Source organism: Kitasatospora sp. NPDC088548 (assembly GCF_044753005.1).
In the GTDB taxonomy this organism is placed as follows: Bacteria; Actinomycetota; Actinomycetes; order Streptomycetales; family Streptomycetaceae; genus Kitasatospora.
In genome coordinates this window covers 173,707-188,270 of sequence record NZ_JBIVMI010000015.1, presented here as the reverse complement: position 1 = coordinate 188,270, position 14,564 = coordinate 173,707, and the positions used below count along the sequence as shown (strand labels likewise).

Below are 14,564 nucleotides of genomic sequence, written 5' to 3'. Positions count from 1 at the left end.
ACCGGAAACCGGGCGACAAGAGTACCGACCGCCCGGGTGCGCGGCGGCGCCGGGCCCGCGTGCACCGGGCCCGGGCGGCTCGTCACCGGGTCGGCGCACCGGCCCGGACGGGCATGCCGGCGAGCGCCCGGCGCAACGCCGCCTCGACGCGGACCGCGTCCGCACTCGCCGACACGTCATGGACCCGAACCGCCCAGGCACCCTTCGCGGCGGCGAGGGCCGAGACGGCTGCCGTAGCGGCGTCGCGCTCCCGGGCGGGCCGGGGCTCGCCGGTCGACGGGTCGGCGAGCAGCGTCCCGAGGAAGCGCTTGCGCGAGGCCGCCACCAGGACGGGACGGCCGAGCCGGGCCCAGGCGTCCAGGCGGGCGAGCAGCGCCCAGTCGTCCTCCCGTCCCTTCGCAAAGCCGAGCCCGGGATCGACGATCAGCTGGGCGGGGTCCGCTCCGGCCGACACCATGGCGTCCAGCTGCCGCGCCACCTCACCGACCACCTCGTCGACCACGTCCTCGTAATCGGCCAGGCCGTCCATCGCGGCGGAGTGCCCGCGCCAGTGCATCACCACGAAGGGAACCCCCGTCCTCGCCGCGACGGACACCATCAGGGCGTCCGCGCGACCCCCGCTGACATCGTTGATGATCCGCGCGCCGGCCTCCACCGCCGCCTCGGCCACAGCGGCCCGCATCGTGTCCACGCTGACGGTCACTCCCCGCGCCGCCAGCTCCCGGACGACGGGCAGCACGCGGCGCAGTTCCTCCTCCAGGGGCACCCTGGCCGCCCCGGGACGGGTCGACTCACCACCGACGTCCACCACGTCGGCTCCCCCGGCGGCCAGTTCCAGGCCGTGGGCGACCGCCTTGCCGGGATCCAGCCACAGACCACCGTCGGAAAAGGAATCCGGGGTGACATTGACGATGCCCATCACCCCGCAGCGACCCCAGTTCTCCACACCGGTGAGCGAGTACTCGTACGCGTCCATGAGGTCATTGTGCCGTGCCCGGAACCCACTGTCCGCAGCACCCTCGCACAAATTCCGCACCGCACTCCCGAACAGCCGGTCCGAAGCCCGGGAGCTCCCTCCGGAACGGGCGTCCCGGCGGGCCCGCGTATCACTAGGTGGACACCCGCATGGGAATTCCCGGCACCGGTCGACAATATCCCGCATGACTCTCGGAACCCCCAGTACGAGGACCGACCGGGCAGTCCCGATCCGCGAGCTCCTGGCGGCCGGGGAATGCTCCTACTCGTTCGAGTTCATGCCTCCCCGCAGTGCGCGGGCGGAGGCCGGTCTGTGGAATGCGATCCGCAGGCTGGAGGCACTGTCACCCACCTTCGTCTCCGTGACCTACGGCGCGGGTGGATCGACGCGCGGACGCACCGTCGGCATCACCGGGCGGATCGCCCAGGAGACCACGCTGACCCCGGTCGCCCATTTGACCGCGGTGAACCACAGCGTCGCCGAGCTGCGCAACATCCTCGGCCACTACGCTGACCAGGGCGTTCGCAACATCCTCGCCCTCCGGGGCGATCCGCCCGGCGACCCGCTGGGCGACTGGGTGCGCCACCCCGAGGGCGTGACGTACGCGACGGAGCTGGTCGAGCTGATCAAGGAGTCCGGCGAGTTCTGTGTCGGCGTCGCGGCGTTCCCCGAGACGCACCCCCGCTCGCACGACCGCGACAGCGATATCCGGCATTTCGTGGAGAAGTGCCGGGCCGGGGCCGACTACGCGATCACCCAGATGTTCTTCGACGTGGACGGCCATCTCCGGTTCCGCGACCGGGCGGAGAAGGCCGGGTGCACCGTCCCGATCATCCCGGAAATCATGCCGATTACCACGATCCGGTCACTCCGGCGCATTCCCGAGCTCAGCACCGCGATCATTCCTCCGTCATTCGTCGAAAGAATGACCAACGCGCAGGACGACGCCGAGCAGGTCCGCTCCATCGGTATCGACTTCGCCACCGAGATGTGCCGCCGGCTGATTTCCGAGGGCACTCCCGGGCTCCATTTCATGACGATGAACTTCTCCACGGTCACGACGGAGATCTACCAGAATCTCGGCCTGCACAACCGGAACTGACACCGGTGGCCGGTGGCCCCCGCCCGAGCCCCGGCGGAGGGCCACCGGCCGCCACGTCACCAGCCACCACGTCACCGGCCACCACGTCACCGGTCCGGGCGGCGAGGCGATCACGTCTCCCCTGTCGCCGGAGGGCTCGCGCCGTCCGACGCCGACGACCCGCCCGGAAGCGGCGGTCCCGCAACAGGCGAGGTGTGGGGCTGGGCCGCCGCCAGCCTGGCCAGGGCATGGCCGAGGGCGTGCTGCAGCACCCGGATCCGGGCTCCCTGTGCTCCGACCTGCCGACGGCCGGCCAGCAGGATCGCGTACTCCTTCTCGGGAATGGCGATCATCACCTGCCCGTCAACACGGATGCGACGAGCCTCGAACTTCCTTCCCACCGCTCCCCTCCTGTCGCATCCGGGGAACCGGCCGACAGCCGGTACGGGGTGGGTGCGGGGACGGTCGCCCCCGCCCCACCCCGGCACCGGGGTCGGCTTCGGCTCGGGTCAGCCCTTCAGCTCGGCACGGACCAGGCGTGCGGCCTCGACGAGGTGGTCGAGCGAGGCGCGGGTCTCGGGCCAGCCACGGGTCTTCAGGCCGCAGTCGGGGTTGACCCAGAGCCGCTCGGCGGGGATGGCCGCCAGTCCGGCCCTGAGCAGGGCCGCGGCCTCCTCGGTGCTCGGCACCCGGGGCGAGTGGATGTCGTAGACGCCCGGGCCGACCTCACGCGGGTAGCCGGCCTCGGCCAGCTCGTGCGCGACCTGCATGTGCGAACGGGCCGCCTCCAGGGAGATCACGTCGGCGTCGAGGTCGTCGATCGCGGTCATGATCGCGCCGAACTCCGCGTAGCACATGTGGGTGTGGATCTGGGTGTCCGCGCGCACCCCGGAGGTGGAGAGCCGGAAGGACTCGGTGGCCCACGCCAGGTAGCCGGGGCGGCCCGCCGCGCGCAGCGGCAGCGTCTCGCGCAGGGCGGGTTCGTCGACCTGGACGACGGCGGCGCCGGCCGCCTCCAGGTCGGTGACCTCGTCGCGCAGGGCGAGGGCGACCTGGCGGGCGGTGTCGGCGAGCGGCTGGTCGTCGCGGACGAAGGACCAGGCGAGCATGGTGACCGGGCCGGTGAGCATGCCCTTGACCGGACGGTCCGTCAGGTCCTGGGCGTAGCGGAACCACTCGACGGTCATCGGGTGGGGCCGGGAGACGTCGCCGGCCAGCACCGGCGGGCGGACGTAGCGGGTGCCGTAGGACTGCACCCAGCCGTGCTGGGTGGCCAGGTAGCCGCTCAGCTGCTCGGCGAAGTACTGGACCATGTCGTTGCGTTCGGGCTCGCCGTGGACCAGGACATCGATCCCGGCCTTCTCCTGGTAGGCGATCACCTCGCGGACCTCGGCGCGCATCCGGTCCTGGTAGGTGCCGGTGTCGATGCGTCCGGCGCGCAGGTCGGCGCGGGCGGTGCGCAGCTCGGTGGTCTGCGGGAAGGAGCCGATGGTGGTGGTCGGCAGCAGCGGCAGGCCGAGGCGGGCGCGCTGGGCCCCGGCGCGCTCGGGGTAGGCCTGGGCGCGGCGGGCGTCCTCGGCGGTGGTGGCGGCGACCCGGGCGCGGACGGCGGGGTCGTGGGTGAGCGCGGAGGCGGCGCGGGAGGCCAGGTCGGCCCGGTTGGCGGCGAGTTGGGCCGCCACGGTGTCGGTGCCCTCGCGCAGGCCCCGGGCGAGGGTGGTGATCTCGTCGGTCTTCTGGCGGGCGAAGGAGAGCCAGCGGGCGACCTGCGGGTCGAGGTCACGCTCGGCGGCGGCGTCCAGCGGGACGTGCAGCAGCGAGCAGGACGCGGCGACGTCCACCCGGTCGGCGAGGCCGAGGAGCGTGCCGAGGGTGGAGAGCGACTTCTCCAGGTCGTTGAGCCAGATGTTGCGGCCGTCGACGACGCCGGCGACCAGGCGCTTGCCGGGCAGGCCGCCGACGGCGGCGAGGTCGTCGAGGTTGGCCGCGCCGGGGCCGGTGAAGTCGAGCCCGACGCCCTCGATCGGGGCCCTGGCCAGGACGGGCAGGGCCTCGCCGGCCCGGTCGAAGTAGGTCGCGACCAGCAGCCTGGGCCGGTCGGTGAGCCCGCCGAGCTCCCGGTAGACGCGGGCGGCGGCGGAGAGTTCGGCGGGTGTGCGGTCCTGGACGAGGGCGGGCTCGTCGAGCTGGACCCACTCGGCTCCGGCGGCGCGCAGGTCGGCGAGGAGTTCGGCGTAGACGGGCAGCAGCCGGTCCAGCAGGGTGATGGGCCGGAAGTCGGCGGCGACCCCGGGGGCGGGCTTGGCGAGCAGCAGGTAGGTGAGCGGGCCGACCAGGACCGGGCGGGCGGTGTGGCCGAGGGCGATCGCCTCGCGCAGCTCGCCGACCGGCTTGGCCGGGTTGGCGGCGAAGACCGTGTCCGGTCCCAACTCGGGTACGAGGTAGTGGTAGTTGGTGTCGAACCACTTGGTCATCTCCAGCGGCGCCACCTGCTGGGTGCCGCGGGCCATGGCGAAGTAGCCGTCCAGCGGGTCGGCGTCGACGGCGGCGCGGTGCCGGGCGGGGATCGCGCCGACCGCCACCGTGGTGTCCAGCACCTGGTCGTAGAGCGAGAAGTCCCCGGTGGGGACTTCGGTGACACCGGCCTCGGCGAGCCGTCGCCAGGTGTCGCGCCGCAGGTCCGCGGCGGTGGCGTGCAGGTCGGCGGCGGTGACGCGGCCGGCCCAGTAGCCCTCGACCGCCTTCTTCAGCTCCCGGTTCGGCCCCTGCCTCGGGTAGCCATACACGGTGGCCTGCGGGGTGGTGGAACTCGTTGACACGGAACTCTCCTTCGCGAGTCGCGCTGCGATCCCGGGAGAGCACGAGGAGGCGAAGGTACGACAGGGGTGCGCGACACCAGGATGTGCCCGCCCGCTCCGCCGACCCGCCCTCGAGGTCACCGAGATCACCGCATGCGGGGTGCACGCGGGCAGTGGCAGGTCTTCGGACTCGCGGGCACGCCGGGCCTGTCGGCCTTCTCCGGCACCTACTGGCCGTCGCTTCCCGGACCCCGACGGGGCCCAGTGCATGTGACGGCGGTCGTTCCCACTCACCGCTGCGGGGCAGTCCCGGATTCACACCGGGTTCCCTCTTACGACGCCATGCCTGGAGGACATGACGAACCAACTGCACCGCACAGACTAGGGCCCGCGGGGCCCGCCGTCACCGTCCGTCCGGATACCGGATGGTCGGATGAGACCGATTCCGGGCAGGTAACCGCCTCAGCCACGCTGTCACCCGGCCCCGTCGGCGGTCGCGGTGCGGTAGAAATCGGCTGCGGTGACGGTGGCGGGGACGCCGAGTTCGGCGGCGACCGCGGTGATCGCGGTGGCGCCGACGGCGAGGTCGGCTTGGCCGTCGGTGGTGAAATGCGGTGCGATGAACGTCTCGTAGTGGGCTCGGGCTTCGTCCGCGGTGTGCCGGCCGAGGAACGTCCGGATGTGGCGCACCGTGGTGTCGGGTTCGTTGTGGATCACCTGCAGGGCACGCCGGTGGGCTCGTACGACGGCCTGGACCGCGGGGTCGTCCGGGTGGAGGTGGGTGGGGTCGACGGCCACGCCTACGGTGGGGATCCTGAAGTGGTCGCCGACCCAGGCCAGCACCTGCCAGCCGTACTCGGCGGCTACCGCTTCCGGTGCCATGGTGCTGCCGACCAGGGCGGCGTCGATCCCGCCCTCGTGCAGCCGGCGCAGGTCCATGCCGTAGTCGCCGGGCGGGCGGACGACGGTGTGGATGTCGCGGTCCGGGTCGAGGCCGGCCCGGCGCAGCACGATCCGGGTGAAGCACCCGGGTGCGGTGTGGGGGGCGTGCACCGCCAGCCGTCGGCCGGCCAGGTCGGCCAGGGAGGTCAGGCCGGGGCGGGCGAGGAACCAGAACAGCGGGCGGTGGGTGTTGACGCTGAGGGCGACCCAGGGGGTGCCGTCGGCCAGTCGGGACAGCAGTGCCCGGCCGAGCCCGATGGTGGCGCCGTGGCGCAGCCGCTCCTCGTCCCACGAGCAGCCGTCGTGCAGCGCGACGTGGACGCCTTCGTCGGCGTAGTAGCCCTGCTGGTCGGCGATGTAGGCGGCCAGTTCCTCGTGCAGGCCCCGCCCGACGTAGGCGAGATCGATCGTGTACATGAACGTTTTTCCTTGATCGTGCCGCCGCCGTACGCACAGGACGGCGGGGCGTCAGTACATGGACATCCCGCCGTTGACCGCGGCCGTGGTGCCGGTCATGACGGCGCTGTCCTCGCCGGCGTAGAAGGCGACCGCCCGGGCGACGTCGTCCGGGTGTGCCAGGCGGCCCAGGGGGGTGGCGGCCACCTGCCGACGCCTGTGCTCCTCGTCGAGCACATCCGCCGCCATGCGGGTGTCGTCCACCGGGCCGGGCTCGACGACGTTGACCGTGATGCCCAGCGGGCCCAGCTCCTGGGCGAGGTACCGGGCGAACTGCGCCAGTGCGGCCTTGGCCGTGCCCAGTGCGATCATGCCCTCCCGGGGCTGGCGGCTGAGGACGGTGCCGAGATAGACGATGCGTCCCCAGCCCTGTTCGGTCATGGCGGGCAGGACGGCCTTGGTGACCGCGAACGCCGCACGCAGCTCGTCGTCGAGCTTGCCGCCCAGCTCTTCCCACGTCATGTCCTGGAACGGCTTGACCACATACGGGGTGAGCGCGTTGTGCACGAGCACGTCGGTGCCGCCCCATGCCGCCCGGACCTGCTCGATCATGCTCTCGACCGCCGCTGCCTCGCGCACGTCGGCCTGCACGGCCATGGCCTGGCCGCCCGCGGCCTCGATGCCGGCCACGACCTTCCCGGCTGCCGTGCCGCTGTGCAGGTAGTTGACCACCACGCGCATCCCTCGTGCGGCCAGAAGGCGCGCGGTGGCCGCACCGATTCCGCTGCCGGCCCCTGTCACCAATGCCACCCTGCCGGTCGCCCCGGTCATGGGACCACTCCCTGTCTGTCATTGTCATCGTGGGCCGCCGGGATGACCGTCCGGAAACCATGCTCGGCGGCGGGACCGCCGCCGGGGTTACGGTGGTCGGCAGGAGGCCGGCACACCGGATGTGCGCCTCGTCCGACACCGCTGTGATCGGAGGGAACACGATGGGGCACCAGGAGACCCGAGCGGCGCTGGATCGGCACTGGGCAGCGTCCGCCGCGGGGGACCAGGACACCGAGCACGAGATCTACCACGACGACGTCATCGTTGATTATCCCCAGTCGGGTGAGCGCATCCACGGCCGCCACAACCTGCAGGCGCTGCGCTCACACCACCCGGCCAGGCTCGGCTTCACCATCCGCCGGATTCTCGGCAGCGGGGACCTCTGGATCACCGAATACGTGCTCGACTACGACGGAAAACCGGTACCCACCGTCAGCGTGATGGAATTCCGCGATGGAAAGGTCGCCCGCGAGACCCAGTATTTCGCGGATCCGTTCGCTCCGCCCGCCTGGCGTGCCCAATGGGTGGAGCCGGCACCATGACGGGCCTCCTGGTGCTCCAGCCGGATTTCTCCGTTCCAGCCGGAGCACCGAGGCGGATCGGCCCGGTGGGGATCAGGGCGCGGTGATACCCGGCTGGGCACCGGCACCGAAGGACCAGCCCTCGACGTCCCCGGGGGCCGGGTCGTAGCTTCCGGCGCCCAGCGAGCTGTACGACCACGGGCCGCCGTGCTGGGCGTGCCAGTACGACCAGTAGGCGGTGCCGGTGGGGTTGGTGCAGGTGGCGGGGAGAGCGTTGATCTTGCAGACGAAGCCCGGGTAGCGCGGGTGGAAGGCGTACGGGAAGCCGGCGCCGGTCAGTGCGGCCAGGCCGCTGGCCGGGTCGCCGGGGGCGCAGCCGGTCTCGATTCCGCCGCCGAGCGCGGTGAAGTCGACGACGACGGTCACGCCGGTCGTACCGGTGCAGGCGGTGGCACTCGCCCGCGGCGCCTGGGCGGCGGAGACGCCGAGCAGGCCGGCGGTCAGGGCCGCGACGGCGGCGACCGAACCGACGGTGCGGCGGATCCGGCGGGCCGGGGCCGGGGCAGGGGTGCGGGTCATCGAAAGGCTCCTCACGGGATCGGCGGTTTCGGCGGTTTCAGCGGCCGGCCGGTGCCGGGCAGGCCAGGACCGGGGCTGCCGGGCGCGCGCCGTGGGCGGAGAGGGCGGCCAGCGGGGTGCCGGACAGACCCAGGACGGCCTGCGCGGTGGCCCGGGCTCCGTTGGCCTGGCTGAACCCGGACGCGTCGTACGCGACCGCGCCGCGGACGGCGGCGTCGGCGGCGCAGTCCTGCTGGAGCTTGACCAGGCTGCTCCAGCCCTTGAGACCCGCGCCGAGCCGTCCGGTGGACAGCAGGGCCTGGGTGGCTAGTCCGGTGGTGTTGGCGTTGGAGGTGGTCGCGCCGGCTGCGGCGAACCCCCCGTCGGTGTTCTGGTGGGCGGTCAGCCGGCCGAGTCCGGCGTTCGCCTTGGCGGTGCGGCCGGTGGCGGCAAGGGCCTGGACGGCGAGCGCGGTGGCGTCCGGGTCGCCCGCGCAGGTGGTCTGGCCGAAGGCGACGGGGAAGCCGCCGTCCGGGCACTGGCTGCCGGCGAGGAAGTCGACGGCGGCGGCCGGGGCGCCGTCCGGGGTGCGCTGGAGGGCGATCACCGCCAGGGACTGGCCGAAGGCGTTGCTGTAGTCGCCCCACTGGGAGCGGTCGGAGAAGCGGCCGCTCGGGCTCTGGAGCGAGCGGAGCCGGGCCGGGAGGTCGACACCGCCGAAGCCGTGGACGTCCTCGCCGCGGACCTCGGCGGCGAGCAGCAGCTTGGCGGTGGCCCCGGCGTACGCCTCGGTGGTGCCGTCGCCGAGGTAGCCGCTGATGATCCCGGGCTGCGCGAGCCAGGCGGTGGCCTTCGCGGCGGCCTGGTCGGAGCTGTGGGAGGCGGCGAAGGCCAGCACGGCGTCGATGGTCAGCCCCTGGTCGGGGTAGGCGGTGCCGTCGAAGACGGTCTCGAAGTGGTCTCCGTCGACGAGTTGGCGGGCGAGCCAGCCGGCCGCGGCGGCGTCGGGACGGACGGTCGCCGAGACCGGAGCCGGAGCCGGGGCCGGGGCCGCCTGGGCGGCGGACGCCGGAAGCACGGCGGTCAGGACGAGCGCGGGTATCGCGAGCAGACCGAGGGAGCGGCGGAGCGTGGGCATGGGACGCCTTTCCGGGCCCGGGCGCACGGGGTCCCCGCCCGGCCGCCGGTGCGGAACCGGGCAGCCCTGGGAACTCCGGCCCGCAGACCACGACGGGAGGAGGGAACACACGCCTCCGCCGACGGGTCCTCGGGCTCGCCGCCGACAGCCGTCGGCGGCCTACCGTTGCGGGTCAGCGCCGGACTCGGACCGGACTTCCCCCAGCGGCGGAGTCAGTACATGACGGCTCATCATGTCGGTCGTGCGGAGAAGGGGTCAAGGGCCGGCCACTCGCCGGCCCCGACCCCGACCCCGGCCTCACGGGTCAGAACACCTCCGCCAGGACCGGCTCGTGGCCCGTCACTTCGCGCTCTCCCTGATGGTGTTGATGACCGCCGAGAAGTCCAGCCCGGCACCCTGGTCCGCGGCGAACCCGGCGTACAGCTCGGCCGCGTGGGAGCCCAGTTCCACCGGAACACCGGCGGCCTTCGCGGCGTCGGCGGCCAGGCCGAGGTCCTTGGCCATCAGCGCGGCGGCGAAGCCAGGCCGGTAGTCCCGGTTGGCGGGGCTGGCGGGCACCGGACCGGGCACTGGACAGTTGCTGGTGAGCGCCCAGCACTGGCCGGAGGCGGTCGAGACCACGTCGAACAGCGCCTGGTGGCTCAGGCCGAGGTGCTCGCCGAGGACGAAGGCCTCGCTGACGGCGATCATCGAGATCCCGAGGATCATGTTGTTGCAGATCTTCGCGGCCTGCCCGGCGCCGGACGGGCCGCAGTGCACGACCTTGCGGCCCATCGCCTCCAGGACCGGCAGGGCGGCGGCGAAGTCCGCCTCCGCCGCGCCGACCATGAAGGTGAGGCTCGCGGCGCTCGCACCGGTCACACCGCCGGAGACCGGCGCGTCCAGCGCCCGGTGGCCCGCCGCGAGGGCCGCCGCGTGCGCTTCGCGGGCGTCGGCCACGTCGATGGTCGAGCAGTCGACGAACAGGGTTCCGGGCTCGGCCGCGGCCAGCAGTCCGCCGTCCCGGTAGAGGTCGAGGACCTGGCGGCCCGCGGGCAGCATGGTGATCACCAGCTGCGCGTCGGCCACGGCGGCCGGCGCGGAGGCGGCGGCCGGCACGCCGGCCGCCTCGGCGCGGCGCAGGGCGTCGGGGTCGAGGTCGAAGCCGGTCACCCGGTGGCCGGCCCTGACGAGGTTCGCGGCCATCGGGCCGCCCATGTTGCCCAGTCCCACGAAGGCGATCGTGCGGATGGTCACCAGCGTTCCTCCCATGCGGTGGTGGTGCCGAGGCCCAGCTCCTGCGGGCCCAGCGGGGTGAAGAAGCGGTCCACGTCGTCCTCGGTCACGGCCTCCAGGGCCGGTGGCGACCAGCGTGGGGAGCGGTCCTTGTCGATCACCTGGGCCCGGACGCCCTCGACCAGGTCGGGCGAGCGCAGGGCCGCGCTGGAGACCCGGTACTCCTGGTCCAGGACCTGCTCCAGCGGGCCGAGCCGGCGGGCCCGGCGCAGCGAGCGCAGGGTCACCTTGAGGGCGGTGGGCGACTTGGCGGCGATCTGCTCGGCGGCCTCCTTCGCCGCGCCCTCCCCGCTGGCGCGCAGGCGGTCGAGGATCTCCTCGACCGTGTCGGCGGCGTAGCAGTGGTCGATCCAGTCGAGCTGTGCGGCGAGCGGGCCGGCGGGGACGGGAGCGGCGTGGCGGTGCACCGCGGCGGTGACCTCCTCCTCGGTGAGCGCGGCGAGGAACGACGGCAGCTTCGCGGCGGGGACGAGGAGGTCGGCCAGTCCGCACAGCAGCGCGTCGCCCGGTCCGGCGGTCGCGGCGGTGAGTGCGAGGTGGGTGCCGAGTTCGCCCGGGGCGAGGGCGAGCAGGTAGGTGCCGCCGACGTCGGGGACGAAGCCGATGCCGGTCTCGGGCATGGCGATCCTGGTGCGTTCGGTGACGACGCGGACACGGCCGTGGGCGGAGATTCCGACTCCGCCGCCCATCACGATGCCGTCCATCACGGCGATGTACGGCTTGGGGTAGCGGGCGATCCTGGCGTTGAGGCGGTACTCGTCGCGCCAGAAGCCGAGGGAGGCGGTGCCGCCGGCCCGGGCGTCCTCGTAGATGGCGCGGATGTCCCCGCCCGCGCAGAGGCCGCGCTCCCCCGCGCCGGTGATGACCACGGCCGCCACGGTCTCGTCCTGCTCCCAGCGGGCGAGGGCCTCGTCGATCCGGCGGACCATCGGGTGGGTCAGCGCGTTGAGGGCCTTCGGCCGGTTGAGGACGATCCGGCCGATCCGGCCCTCGCGTTCGAGGAGGACGTCCTCCTGTTCCGTCCCGGTGTTCATCAGGCGGCCCCGGTCAGGCCGCGGGCGACGATGACGCGCATGATCTCGTTGGTCCCTTCGAGGATCTGGTGCACCCGCAGGTCGCGGACGATCTTCTCGACGCCGTACTCGGCGAGGTAGCCGTAGCCGCCGTGCAGTTGGAGGGCGCGGTTGGCGACCTCGTAACCGGTGTCGGTGGCGAAGCGCTTGGCCATCGCGCACAGGTGGGGGGCCTGCGGGTCGCCGTCGTCCAGCGCGGTGGCGGCGCGCCAGAGCAGCGACCTGGCGGCCTCCAGCTCGGTCGCCATGTCGGCGAGCTGGAACTGCAGGGCCTGGGCGTGCAGGAGCCTGGCGCCAAACGCCTCCCGTTCGGCGAGGTACTTGGTGGCCCGTTCCAGTGCGTCCTGGGCCCCGCCGAGGGAGCAGGCGGCGATGCCGAGCCGGCCGCCGTCGAGGCCGTTCATGGCGATCCGGAAACCTCCGCCCTCCACCCCGAGCAGGCGGTCCGCGGGCAGCCGGACGCCGTCCAGGACCACCTGGCGGGTGGGCTGGGCGTTCCAGCCCATCTTGCGCTCGTTGGGCCCGAACGAGAGTCCCGGATCCCCGCGTTCGACGACGAACGCGGAGATGCCGTGCGGCCCCTCGCCACCGGTGCGGGCCATCACCACGTACACCTGCGAGGACCCGGCGCCGGAGATGAACTGCTTGACGCCGTCCAGGACGTAGTGGTCGCCGTCGCGGCGGGCGCGGGTGGTGAGTGCGGCGGCGTCCGAGCCGGCGCCCGGCTCGGTGAGGCAGTAGCTCGCCAGGTCGCGCATCGAGCAGAGGCCCGGCAGCCAGCGGGCCCGCTGCCCGGGTGTGCCGTGGCGGTCGATCATCCCGGCGACCATGTTGTGGATGGAGGTGTAGCCGGCGATGGAGGGGCAGCCGGTGGCGAGGGCTTCGAAGGCCAGGACGGCGTCCAGCCGGGTCAGGCCGGAGCCGCCGCACTCCTCGCGGACGTGGACGCCGCCGAGCCCGAGAGCGGCCGCCCTGGCGAGGACGTCCACGGGAAAGTGCTTGTTCTGGTCCCACTCCACCGCGTACGGGGCAAGGCACTCCTGCGCGAAGTCCCTGGTGGTCGAGACGATGGCGAGCTGATCCTCGGTCAGTTCCCTGTGCACAGCGGCCCTCAGCCCATCGTGGGGATGGTGAAACTCGCGCCCTCCTTGACCCCGGAGGGCCAGCACGAGGTGACGGTCTTGGTCCGGGTGTAGAAGCGGATCGCGTCCGGCCCGTACTGGTTGAGGTCGCCGAACCCGGAGCGCTTCCAGCCGCCGAAGGTGTGGTACGCCACCGGCACCGGAATCGGCACATTGACACCGACCATACCGGTGTTCACCCGCCGGGAGAAGTCCCGGGCGGTGTCGCCGTCCCGGGTGAAGATCGCCACCCCGTTGCCGTACTCGTGCTCGCTCGGCAGCCGCAGCGCCTCCTCGTAGTCCGCGGCGCGGACCACGCACAGGACCGGGCCGAAGATCTCCTCCTGGTAGATCCGCATCCCGGGGGTGACGCGGTCGAAGAGCGTGGCGCCGAGGAAGTAGCCGCCCTCGTACCCGGGCACGGTCAACTCGCGTCCGTCGACCACCAGTTCGGCGCCCTCCTGGACGCCGAGGTCCAGGAGGCCGCGCACCCGCTCCAGGGCGTCCCGGCTGATGAGCGGGCCGAAATCGGCCTCGGGATCGTGGGCGGCGCCGACCTTCAGCGCGGCGATCCGCTCGGTGAGCCTGGCGACCAGGGCGGAGGCGGTCTCCTCCCCCACCGGCACCGCGACGGAGATGGCCATGCACCGCTCGCCGGCGGAGCCGTAGCCCGCACCGATCAGCGCGTCGGCGGCCTGGTCGAGATCGGCGTCGGGCATGACGATCAGGTGGTTCTTGGCACCGCCGAAGCACTGCGCCCGCTTTCCGCGGGCCGCCGCCGTGGCGTACACGTACTGGGCGACCGGTGTGGACCCGACGAATCCCAGGGCCTGTACCCGGGGGTCGTCGAGCAGGGTGTCGACCGCCTCCTTGCCGCCGTTGACCACGTTCAGCACGCCCGGCGGCAGGCCGGCCTCCAGGAACAGCTCGGCCAGCCGCAGCGGCACCGAGGGGTCGCGTTCGGACGGCTTGAGGAGGAAGGCGTTTCCGCAGGCGATGGCGGGTGCGGCCTTCCAGAGCGGGATCATCGCGGGGAAGTTGAACGGGGTGATGCCGGCGACCACACCGAGCGGCCGGCGGAGCGAGTGGACGTCGATGCCGGGGCCGGCGCCGTCGGTGAACTCGCCCTTGAGGAGGTGCGGCACGCCGGCGGCGAACTCGACCACCTCCAGGCCGCGTTGCAGGTCGCCGTGGGCGTCGGCGACGGTCTTGCCGTGCTCGGCGGAGAGCAGTCGGGCCAGCGGCTCGCGTTCGGCCTCGACGAGTTGCAGGAAGCGCAGCAGCACCCGGGCGCGACGCTGCGGGTTCCAGCCGGCCCACTCGGTCTGGGCCTGTTCGGCGTCGGCTATCGCCACCTCGGTCTCGGCCCGGCCGGCGAGCGGTACCCGCGCCTGGACCGTGCCGGTGCTGGGGTCGTACACGTCGCCGAACACCCCGGACGTACCGGGGACATGCTTTCCGCCGATGAAATGGGTGAGTTCACGGACCATCACAAGCCTGCTCTCGTCAGGATGTCAGGTGGGATCCGAGGGAACCGGGGCACGGCGGCACGCCCGCCCGACACGCAGGTGTGCGGGACGCGGGTGCTGCCGGGCGCGGCGAGCCGTCAGGGTGACGTGCGTGCCGCGACCGTCGCAGGATCACCAGGGCCAGGAAGGACACAGACCGGTGCCATGCGTGTTTGCTCCATCCTCGTGGACAACACGGAACACCCGCAGTCGGCATCCTGACTCCCGGATCAGCGCGCGCCACCCGGCCTTCCCGGCCGGCTGCCAGTGGCTGGTACTGCGGTGACGCGCTCCCCGGTCACAGTGGCGGGACCGTGCCGGACTCACACCGGCTTCCCTGCACTGC

13 protein-coding genes and 3 riboswitches are annotated in these 14,564 nt (G+C 72.9%); of the genes, 2 read left to right on the top strand and 11 right to left on the bottom strand.

Annotation, left to right across the window (positions count from 1 at the left end):
- Positions 1-82: 82 nt before the first annotated feature.
- A complete protein-coding gene (folP, locus tag ACIP82_RS20775; RefSeq protein ID WP_400655030.1) occupies positions 83-976 on the bottom strand; it encodes a dihydropteroate synthase in 894 nt (297 codons plus the stop codon).
- Between the two features lie 184 nt (positions 977-1,160).
- Between folP and metF the strand changes: the two genes are divergently transcribed.
- Positions 1,161-2,078, top strand: coding sequence for a methylenetetrahydrofolate reductase [NAD(P)H] (gene metF, locus ACIP82_RS20770; RefSeq protein WP_400655028.1), 918 nt, complete (start codon positions 1,161-1,163; stop codon positions 2,076-2,078).
- Between the two features lie 110 nt (positions 2,079-2,188).
- Here the strand turns inward: metF and ACIP82_RS20765 are convergent, their stop codons facing one another.
- From ACIP82_RS20765 to ACIP82_RS20750, 4 genes are all read right to left on the bottom strand, one after another.
- The gene (locus tag ACIP82_RS20765; protein WP_400655026.1) at positions 2,189-2,458 is read right to left on the bottom strand and encodes a hypothetical protein; all 270 of its coding nucleotides are present in this window, start codon (positions 2,456-2,458) and stop codon (positions 2,189-2,191) included.
- A gap of 108 nt (positions 2,459-2,566) precedes the next feature.
- On the bottom strand, positions 2,567-4,876 hold the full coding sequence (metE, locus tag ACIP82_RS20760) for a 5-methyltetrahydropteroyltriglutamate--homocysteine S-methyltransferase (protein WP_400655024.1): 2,310 nt from the start codon (positions 4,874-4,876) through the stop codon (positions 2,567-2,569).
- Positions 4,877-5,012: 136 nt separating this feature from the next.
- Positions 5,013-5,238: riboswitch (cobalamin riboswitch) on the bottom strand.
- A 91-nt stretch (positions 5,239-5,329) separates the two neighbouring features.
- A complete protein-coding gene (locus tag ACIP82_RS20755; RefSeq protein ID WP_400655022.1) occupies positions 5,330-6,214 on the bottom strand; it encodes an ABC transporter substrate-binding protein in 885 nt (294 codons plus the stop codon).
- Positions 6,215-6,265: 51 nt separating this feature from the next.
- Positions 6,266-7,024 carry an SDR family NAD(P)-dependent oxidoreductase gene (locus tag ACIP82_RS20750; protein ID WP_400655020.1) on the bottom strand — a complete coding sequence of 253 codons (759 nt, stop codon included), beginning with the start codon at positions 7,022-7,024 and terminating at the stop codon, positions 6,266-6,268.
- A gap of 29 nt (positions 7,025-7,053) precedes the next feature.
- On the opposite strand from ACIP82_RS20750, the gene ACIP82_RS20745 reads away from it, so the two are divergent.
- Complete coding sequence (locus ACIP82_RS20745; RefSeq protein WP_363607672.1) at positions 7,054-7,566, top strand: nuclear transport factor 2 family protein; 513 nt, start codon at positions 7,054-7,056, stop codon at positions 7,564-7,566.
- A 72-nt stretch (positions 7,567-7,638) separates the two neighbouring features.
- On the opposite strand, the gene ACIP82_RS20740 is transcribed toward ACIP82_RS20745, so the two are convergent.
- The 6 genes from ACIP82_RS20740 to ACIP82_RS20715 all read right to left on the bottom strand — a co-directional run bounded on the left by ACIP82_RS20740 (position 7,639) and on the right by ACIP82_RS20715 (position 14,200).
- Positions 7,639-8,124: a flagellar hook-length control protein FliK gene (locus ACIP82_RS20740; RefSeq protein WP_400655017.1), complete on the bottom strand. Its 486-nt coding sequence runs from the start codon at positions 8,122-8,124 to the stop codon at positions 7,639-7,641.
- A gap of 37 nt (positions 8,125-8,161) precedes the next feature.
- Positions 8,162-9,241, bottom strand: coding sequence for a peptidase (locus ACIP82_RS20735; RefSeq protein WP_400655015.1), 1,080 nt, complete (start codon positions 9,239-9,241; stop codon positions 8,162-8,164).
- 102 nt (positions 9,242-9,343) lie between these two features.
- Positions 9,344-9,473, bottom strand: a riboswitch (cobalamin riboswitch).
- Between the two features lie 107 nt (positions 9,474-9,580).
- The gene (gene mmsB, locus ACIP82_RS20730) at positions 9,581-10,471 is read right to left on the bottom strand and encodes a 3-hydroxyisobutyrate dehydrogenase (RefSeq protein ID WP_400655060.1); all 891 of its coding nucleotides are present in this window, start codon (positions 10,469-10,471) and stop codon (positions 9,581-9,583) included.
- Between the two features lie 2 nt (positions 10,472-10,473).
- A complete protein-coding gene (locus ACIP82_RS20725) occupies positions 10,474-11,550 on the bottom strand; it encodes an enoyl-CoA hydratase/isomerase family protein (RefSeq protein ID WP_400655013.1) in 1,077 nt (358 codons plus the stop codon).
- Entirely contained in the window at positions 11,550-12,692 is a 1,143-nt protein-coding gene (locus tag ACIP82_RS20720) for an acyl-CoA dehydrogenase family protein (RefSeq protein WP_400655011.1), read from the bottom strand. The genes ACIP82_RS20725 and ACIP82_RS20720 overlap by 1 nt, the downstream gene beginning before the upstream one ends.
- An 8-nt stretch (positions 12,693-12,700) precedes the next feature.
- Positions 12,701-14,200, bottom strand: coding sequence for a CoA-acylating methylmalonate-semialdehyde dehydrogenase (locus tag ACIP82_RS20715; protein ID WP_400655009.1), 1,500 nt, complete (start codon positions 14,198-14,200; stop codon positions 12,701-12,703).
- A 230-nt stretch (positions 14,201-14,430) separates the two neighbouring features.
- A riboswitch (cobalamin riboswitch) is annotated at positions 14,431-14,556 on the bottom strand.
- Positions 14,557-14,564: the final 8 nt, after the last annotated feature.

What these genes read in the sequence shown, in the direction of transcription:
- folP (WP_400655030.1), bottom strand. Translation starts at nt 976, where the DNA reads ATGGACGCGTACGAGTACTCGCTCACCGGTGTGGAGAACTGGGGTCGC.
- metF (WP_400655028.1), top strand. Translation starts at nt 1,161, where the DNA reads ATGACTCTCGGAACCCCCAGTACGAGGACCGACCGGGCAGTCCCGATC.
- ACIP82_RS20755 (WP_400655022.1), bottom strand. Translation starts at nt 6,214, where the DNA reads ATGTACACGATCGATCTCGCCTACGTCGGGCGGGGCCTGCACGAGGAA.
- ACIP82_RS20750 (WP_400655020.1), bottom strand. Translation starts at nt 7,024, where the DNA reads ATGACCGGGGCGACCGGCAGGGTGGCATTGGTGACAGGGGCCGGCAGC.
- ACIP82_RS20740 (WP_400655017.1), bottom strand. Translation starts at nt 8,124, where the DNA reads ATGACCCGCACCCCTGCCCCGGCCCCGGCCCGCCGGATCCGCCGCACC.
- ACIP82_RS20735 (WP_400655015.1), bottom strand. Translation starts at nt 9,241, where the DNA reads ATGCCCACGCTCCGCCGCTCCCTCGGTCTGCTCGCGATACCCGCGCTC.
- ACIP82_RS20725 (WP_400655013.1), bottom strand. Translation starts at nt 11,550, where the DNA reads ATGAACACCGGGACGGAACAGGAGGACGTCCTCCTCGAACGCGAGGGC.
- ACIP82_RS20715 (WP_400655009.1), bottom strand. Translation starts at nt 14,200, where the DNA reads ATGGTCCGTGAACTCACCCATTTCATCGGCGGAAAGCATGTCCCCGGT.